Origin of the sequence: Kitasatospora sp. NPDC047058 (assembly GCF_040643935.1) — a bacterium.
Classification (GTDB): domain Bacteria; phylum Actinomycetota; class Actinomycetes; order Streptomycetales; family Streptomycetaceae; genus Kitasatospora.
Genome location: NZ_JBEYVJ010000361.1, coordinates 1 through 6,683, shown reverse-complemented (window position 1 = coordinate 6,683; position 6,683 = coordinate 1). Strand labels below are relative to the sequence as shown.

Here is a 6,683-nt window from a genome sequence, read left to right as displayed (position 1 = left end):
CCCTGCCCCATCACGCTCTGCACCACGGGCTAGTGCTCCCGGCCCCCCCCCCCGGGGCCCCCCGCCCCCGCGCCGGGGCCCCCCCCCCCCCCCCCCGCCGCCCTCGGCCGCGCGCGCTCCGACGGCGCAACGCTGCCGGAATTCACCGACGGACCTGGTTCACGTGACAACTGACAATCTCCTGCCCCGGCCCCGGCTGGATTCCCGGGAGTCCTGGCTGGACTGGCTGGCGATAAATCCCGGAAAGGCCGCGCTGTTCTTCGACGACGGAGCCGGGCGGAAAATTCTCCATCGGGCCGGGGAAAGGCATCCGATTGCCTCGACGGTCAAATTGCTGCACCTTTCGGCACTCACCGAGGCCGCCGCGAGCGGCCGGATCGGTGTGCTCGACCGCGTCCCGCTGGCCGAATGGGATCGCTACCACCTGCCCGGCACGGACGGCGGCGCCCGGGCCCGGGCCTTCGACGCCCTCGGGCTGCAGCGGGCCGGCGAGTCCGCCGCCGACGGCCGGGCCGGCGGTCCGCTGCTCGCCCTGGCCAAGGCCATGATCGCGTTCAGCGACAACTCGGCCGCGGACCTCCTGCTGCACCGGCTCGGCCCGGAGCAGCTGGTCCTGGCCGGGCAGCGGCACGGGTGGGCCGAGCCGGATGTCCGGTCCCTGCTGGGCGAGCTCCTGCTGCTCGTCGAGGAGGAGCCGCTCGCGGAGCGCGGCACCGGGGAACGGCGCCTTCGCGGATACGAGCTGAGGGACCGGTACCTCGCCGACCCGCGGTTCCGGGACGCCGTGCGCGCCCGGGCCGCGATCACGGTGAGCCGGGGCCCCTACCCCGAGCAGTGCCGGTGGGCGGCCGGCGGTCCAGCGGGCTCGGCCGGGGACCTCGGCCGGCTGCTGGGGTCGATCGCCGCGGGCGCCGTGGCCGGGGACGAGCCGTCGGCACTGGCCCAGCGGTTCCTGGAGGTGGCCGACTCGCGTTCGTCGGTGCCCGGGGTAGTGGGGGTCGGTTTCAAGGGGGGCGCGGTGCCCGGCGTGCTGAGCGCCGCCGTGAACGTCCGCTGGGCGGACGGCCGGACCGGTGCGGCCGCGCTGGTGGCGACCGGTCTGGACCGGACGGGCTACGTCTCGGGGGTCGGGTCCGGCTCGCTCCCCGCGCTCCTGCGCAGTGCATTGACGGGTGGTACGTGGGCCGAGCGGCTCCGCGACGGGCTGGGGGCGAGCGCCCGCACAACGGACGGAAGTGGTACGGGGTGAGGAAGACGATAGGACGACTGGGCCGGGCCGTCACGCGTTCGCCGGGGGCACAGCCCGGCGGCGTCGACGAGGTCTGGCGCACGGTGGAACGGATGACCGCGGTGGGCGCGGTCATCGGCGCCGTGGAGCAGCTGAGCAGCACGGGACGCCGGTCGCGGGAGGAGATACTGCCGTGGCCGGTCACCCGGACCCGGCTGAAGCGGCTGACCAGCGGGCCGGGCCGGCGCATCGGCGACGCCGTGGTGGGCCCGCCGCGGGACCACGTCGTCGCGGCGGTGAAGCTGGCCGCCGGGCTGCGGCTGCTGCTCGGGCGGCCGGGGCACACCGAGCGCGGGATCCTGCTGGCCTCGCTGGCCACCGCCAACGTGGTGAACCACCTGCGGGTCGGCGGGTACGGGATGGACGGGTCGGACCACCTCTCGACGGTGACCTTCGCCGCCGCCGCGCTCGACAAGCTGCCCGGCAACACCCCCTCCGACCGCCGGGCGGTGCTGTCCTTCCTGGCCGCGCAGAGCGTCCTGGCCTATGCCACGTCCGGCCTGGTCAAGCTGACCTCGCCGACCTGGCGCGGCGGCGACGCGATCCCGGGCGTGCTGCGGACCAGGACCTACGGCGACCGGGGCCTGTTCTCGGTGGTGCGCTCCCAGCCCGTGCTCGCCAAGGGCATGGCCTGGTCGGTGATCCTCACCGAGACGCTGTTCCCGGTGGTGCTGGTGCTGCCGCCGCGGTGGGCCCGTGCCAGCCTGGCCGCCGGAGCGGCCTTCCATCTGGCCAACGGGCGGTACATGGGGCTGAATCGTTTCTTCTGGGCCTTCACCGCCACCTACCCGGCCGTGGACTTCCTCCGGGCCGAGCTGGCGGGCGCGGCGCGCACCGGGACGCTCACGCCGTCCGCGGCACCGGCCGCACTCTCCGCGGCGCTCTCCGCGGCGTCGAACGCCCTCACCACGGCATCGACCGCCCTCACCACGGGCCCGAACGCCGGAGCGTCCCGGTGAGGCGGGTGTGCGAGGGCCTCCACCGGCCCGGTGCCGGCGCGCTGGCGCTGGGCGCGGCCGGGGTGCTCGCGCTCGGCCTGGCCGGCCGCGCCGCGCTGCGGCTGCGGACCCCGGCGAGCCCGTACGGGTCGTTGACGGACCTTCCGGACGGCGCCCGGGTGCACGCGATCGCGCGGCACGGCACGGCGGACGGCGCCACCGTGGTGTTCGAGAACGCCCTGGTCTGCGCCGGTACCGAGTGGCTGCACGTGATCGGGCAGCTGGCGCCGGACCGTTCCTGCCTCGCGTACGACCGCCCGGGCACGGGCTGGTCCCCCGGCGGGCCGGATCCCGCGCGGCCCGAGACCTACCCGGACGTCCTGCGGGAGCTGCTGGCCGTGCTGGAGCTCCCCCCGCCGTACATCCTGGTGGGGCACTCCGTCGGCGGCCTGCTGATCCGGGTGTTCGCACGCCGGTACCCGGAACTCGTCGCCGGACTCGTCTTCGTGGACGCCTCGCACCCCGACCAGTTCGAGCGGTCCCGGATCCAGCGCGACGGCATGCCGTGGATCCGGCAGCGGCTGGCGGGCAACGCCGTGCGGTCGGCGTTCGGACTGGACGGCCTCGGGCTATCGGTCAGCGAGACGGCCGCCCTTCCCGCCGAGGCCGCGGCCGCCACGACGGCCATGTTCGGCCGCCCCGGGCCGTGGCTGGGCGCCTACCGGGAGGCCCGGGCCGTCGAAGGCCCGTGGAGCGAGGCCGCGCGCGGGCTGACGTCGCTCCCCGGGGCCCCGGTCGCCGTGGTGACGGCCGGCGACACGGTCGCCCGCGATCCCGCCCACCTCGTCCTGCAGCGGGAGTTGGCGGGCCTGTCGGACCACAGCCGGCACGACGTCGTGGACGAGGCGAGTCACGAGTCGCTGGTCATGCGGCCGAGCCACGCCGCGGCGGTCGTCGCCGCCATCGAATGGGTCGAGGAGAGCCGGGTGCGGACCGGAACACCCGCGGACAGGAGGACGGCACCATGACGGACACCACCTCACGCTGGCTCCACGGCGGGCGCCGGGCCGTCCTGTACGGCACGCTCACCGCGTGGTTCGGGCTGACCGTACTGGAGCAGCTCCAGAAGGGGACCAAGGTCAACCGGCGGCTGGACCCGCTCTCGGCGGTGATCCCCAACTGGCGCTTCTTCGGGCCGCAGCCGGCCATGTCCGACAGCCACGTCCTCTTCCGGGACGAACTGGCGGACGGGAGCGTGACCGACTGGCAGGAGGCGGCCGTCGTCGAGGAGCGCCGACTGTCGCACATGGTCTGGCACCCGAACCGGCGGCGCGAGAAGGTCGTCGTCGACGCGGTCGAGGAGATGAAGGTGCTGACCGGCCTGGAGCAGGACCTGAAGAAGATCCAGCTCGCCATCCCCTACCTGCTGTTGCTCACTTACGTCAGCAAGGGCTGCACGCACCACCCGCAGACGCGCCGGACGCAGTTCCTGCTCGCCAGCGGCCCCGGCTACGACGAGGACGGCCCCGAGCCCACGCTCTTCTTCGCCTCCGACTTCCACGCCCTGAGGAGGGACCCCCATGCTGCCAGCGTCTGACCCCGTCGCGTACGGCGAGAACGTCGGCGACTTCTACGACATGCTCTACCCGGCCCACGAGGTCCCGGACGTGGTGGCCTTCGTCCGCGGGCACGTGGCCGAAGGCGCCCGGATCGTGGAGTTCGGCACCGGGACGGGCCGCGTGGCGGTCCCGCTCGCCGAGCACGGCTACGAGGTCCACGGAATGGACGCCTCCCCGGCCATGCTGGACATCCTGAAGTCCAAGGACCCCGCCGGCCTGGTGACGGTCCACACGGCGGACTTCACCCGCGACGTCGTCGGCCGGGACTTCGACCTCTGCCTGCTCGTCAACAACACGCTCTTCATGATGCCGAGCCAGGACGAGCAGCGGACGGTGCTGCGGCGCGCGGCCGAGCACGTCGCCCCCGGCGGCCTGCTGGTCGTCGAGTGCTACGAGCCGACGTTCTTCCACGCGCTCACCGGGCCGCACACCCAGTCGTCCATCATCAGCGCCGACAAGCTGCTGATCGACACCATCCAGTGCGACCCCGCCAGCCAGACCGTGGTCTACCTCCGGTCCCTGGTGTCGGGCGGCCACGTGCGGACCTTCCCCGAGGTCAGCCGCTACTCCTGGCCCGCCGAGGTGGACCTGATGGCCAAGGTCGAGGGATTCGAGCCGGTCGAGCGGTGGGCCGACTGGCGCCAGGCGCCGTTCGACCGGTCCGCCAAGCGGTTCATCTCGGTGTACCGGCGGACCGGCGGTCCGGAGTCCTGAAAGCGCGGGGCCTGAAGCGCAGGCCTGGTCCGTGCCGGGCCCACGCCGGGGTGCCCGCGCGTCGCGGGCACCCCGGCAGCCGGCGACGCGTTGACGGTCCGTGGACGGAGTTCCGCGCGTCGGACGGACCTCGGCGTGGGCCGGGGCATCCTGGTGACCAGTCAGAGGACGATCATGATCGTATTGGCATGGGTGGCGGCCGCAATCGTGGGGGCGCTGCTGACCGACCGGCTGCTGCTCCTGATGGAGCGGCGGGGCTGGATCTACTGGCGGCGGCGCAAACCCGGGATCGGGGCCGCCAGCACGAACAGCATGATGGGCGAGCTCCACACGCTGTTCTCCCCGAGCCGCCAGCACGTCAACGAGGAGAAGGAACGCCGGCTGGTCCTGCGCGACGACGCCGACGCCGGCACGCCGCTGGACCGCCGGGTCGACCTCGACTCGGGACACGTGGTGGTCCGTCCGGACCGGACGGCGAAGGGCGACGACTGACGCCGAGCGGGCCCCGGCCCGCGGCCGGCCGACAACGAGGGAGAGGGACATGACCGTGCCGAAGGCGAAGGGCCCACGGCGGACGCGGCGGCCGGTGCAGGGGGACGCACCGGACGCGGTGGTCGTGGGCAGCGGTCCGAACGGGCTCGCCGCCGCGGTCGTCCTGGCCCGCGCCGGCCTGGACGTCGAGCTGTACGAGGCCGCGGACGAGGTGGGCGGCGGCCTCCGGTCGAAGCCCCTGTTCCGGGACGACGTCGTCCACGACATCTGCTCCGCCGTGCACCCCATGGCGGCCGCCTCCCGCTTCTTCCGGGAGTTCGACCTCGCCGCCCGCGGCGTGGACCTCCTCCTCCCGGAGATCAGCTACGCCCACCCCCTGGACGGCGGCCGGGCCGGCCTCGCCTACCGCGCGCTCGACGCGACCTGCGAGGGACTCGGCCCGGACGGGCCGCGCTGGCGGGCGCTGATGGAACCGCTGATCACCCACAGCCGCGCCCTCGTCGACCTCCTCCTCTCCGACCAGCGGCGCCCGCCCACGGACCCGGCGCTGCCGTTCCTGCTGGGCGAACGGGTCCTCCGGCACGGCACCCCGCTGGCCGGCCGGCAGTTCGCCGGCCCGGAGGCGGGGGCGCTCCTCGCCGGCGTCGCCGCCCACGTCGTCGGCCCGATGCCCACCCCCGCCTCCGCGGCGGTCGGCCTGCTGCTCGGCCACCTCGCCCACGGCAGCGGGTGGCCGGTGGTCCGCGGCGGCAGCGCCGCCATCGCCCGCGCCCTGGCCGAGGACTTCACCGCCCACGGCGGGCGGATCCACACCGGCCGGCGCATCACCGACCTCCGCGAGTTCCGCCGCTCCCGTGCGGTCCTCCTCGACCTCGGTCCGAAAGAGTTCCTCAGGATCGCCTCGCCGTTCCTCCCCGCCGGGTACCGCCGCGGCCTGCAGTCGTTCCGGTACGGCCCCGGGGCGGCCAAGGTCGACTACCTGGTCTCCGTCCCCATCCCGTGGGCGAACCCGCTGGTCGGCAGGGCGGGCACGGTCCACCTCGGCGGCAGCCAGGCGGAGGTCTTCCGCCAGGAGACCCTCGTCTCGCGCGGGGTGCGCACCGACGAGCCGTTCGTCCTGGTCGTCGACCCCGCGGTGGCCGACCCCGGCCGCGCACCCGGTGACGCCCGACCGGTCTGGGCCTACGCGCACGTCCCCAACGGCGACGACACCGACCCGGTGGCCCTGGTGACCGCACGGATCGAGGCCTACGCGCCCGGTTTCGCGGACACCGTCATCGAGGCCCGGGGCATCAGCGCGGCCCGGATGGAGCACTACAACCCCAACTACGTCGGCGGGGACATCGCGGCCGGCGCGGTGACGATGAAGCAGGCACTCGTCCGCCCGACCCTGCGCTGGAACCCCCACAGCACCCCGCTGACCGGCGTCTACCTCTGCTCGGCCGCCACCGCCCCCGGCCCCGGAGTGCACGGCATGTCCGGCTACTTCGCGGCGCTCTCGGCCCTCCGACGCGAGTTCGGCCTCCGGAACGCCCCCTCCCTGGCCCCGGTCCCTGGCCGGCCGTAACACCACAGACGCCGGAGCCCGGACGCCACCGACGCCGCACAGACAACAGGGCCGGCCGGACGAGG

General features: G+C 74.5%; 7 protein-coding genes. All 7 read left to right on the top strand.

The genetic code is table 11. From position 1 onward, the window contains the following. Positions 1 to 163: 163 nt before the first annotated feature. The 7 genes from ABZ885_RS32780 (at position 164) to ABZ885_RS32750 (ending at position 6,618) form a co-directional block, all read left to right on the top strand. Positions 164 to 1,249 carry a serine hydrolase gene (locus ABZ885_RS32780; protein ID WP_360196785.1) on the top strand — a complete coding sequence of 362 codons (1,086 nt, stop codon included), beginning with the start codon at positions 164 to 166 and terminating at the stop codon, positions 1,247 to 1,249. Further along, positions 1,246 to 2,247, top strand: a complete 1,002-nt coding sequence (locus ABZ885_RS32775; RefSeq protein WP_360196782.1) for a hypothetical protein — start codon at positions 1,246 to 1,248, stop codon at positions 2,245 to 2,247. Before ABZ885_RS32780 ends, ABZ885_RS32775 begins: the two co-directional genes overlap by 4 nt. After that, positions 2,244 to 3,254: an alpha/beta hydrolase gene (locus tag ABZ885_RS32770; protein WP_360196779.1), complete on the top strand. Its 1,011-nt coding sequence runs from the start codon at positions 2,244 to 2,246 to the stop codon at positions 3,252 to 3,254. Before ABZ885_RS32775 ends, ABZ885_RS32770 begins: the two co-directional genes overlap by 4 nt. Further along, entirely contained in the window at positions 3,251 to 3,823 is a 573-nt protein-coding gene (locus ABZ885_RS32765; RefSeq protein ID WP_360196776.1) for a hypothetical protein, read from the top strand. The genes ABZ885_RS32770 and ABZ885_RS32765 overlap by 4 nt, the downstream gene beginning before the upstream one ends. Beyond that, positions 3,807 to 4,559 carry a class I SAM-dependent methyltransferase gene (locus tag ABZ885_RS32760; protein WP_360196773.1) on the top strand — a complete coding sequence of 251 codons (753 nt, stop codon included), beginning with the start codon at positions 3,807 to 3,809 and terminating at the stop codon, positions 4,557 to 4,559. The genes ABZ885_RS32765 and ABZ885_RS32760 overlap by 17 nt, the downstream gene beginning before the upstream one ends. 174 nt (positions 4,560 to 4,733) lie before the next feature. Continuing rightward, positions 4,734 to 5,051: a DUF6191 domain-containing protein gene (locus ABZ885_RS32755; RefSeq protein ID WP_360196770.1), complete on the top strand. Its 318-nt coding sequence runs from the start codon at positions 4,734 to 4,736 to the stop codon at positions 5,049 to 5,051. Positions 5,052 to 5,100: 49 nt separating this feature from the next. Continuing rightward, a complete protein-coding gene (locus ABZ885_RS32750) occupies positions 5,101 to 6,618 on the top strand; it encodes an NAD(P)/FAD-dependent oxidoreductase (RefSeq protein WP_360196767.1) in 1,518 nt (505 codons plus the stop codon). The last annotated feature ends 65 nt before the right edge of the window (positions 6,619 to 6,683 follow it).

Bases quoted from the DNA above. Each gene is read 5' to 3' on its own strand.
- ABZ885_RS32755 (WP_360196770.1), top strand. From the start codon at position 4,734: ATGATCGTATTGGCATGGGTGGCGGCCGCAATCGTGGGGGCGCTGCTG.
- ABZ885_RS32765 (WP_360196776.1), top strand. From the start codon at position 3,251: ATGACGGACACCACCTCACGCTGGCTCCACGGCGGGCGCCGGGCCGTC.
- ABZ885_RS32760 (WP_360196773.1), top strand. From the start codon at position 3,807: ATGCTGCCAGCGTCTGACCCCGTCGCGTACGGCGAGAACGTCGGCGAC.
- ABZ885_RS32750 (WP_360196767.1), top strand. From the start codon at position 5,101: ATGACCGTGCCGAAGGCGAAGGGCCCACGGCGGACGCGGCGGCCGGTG.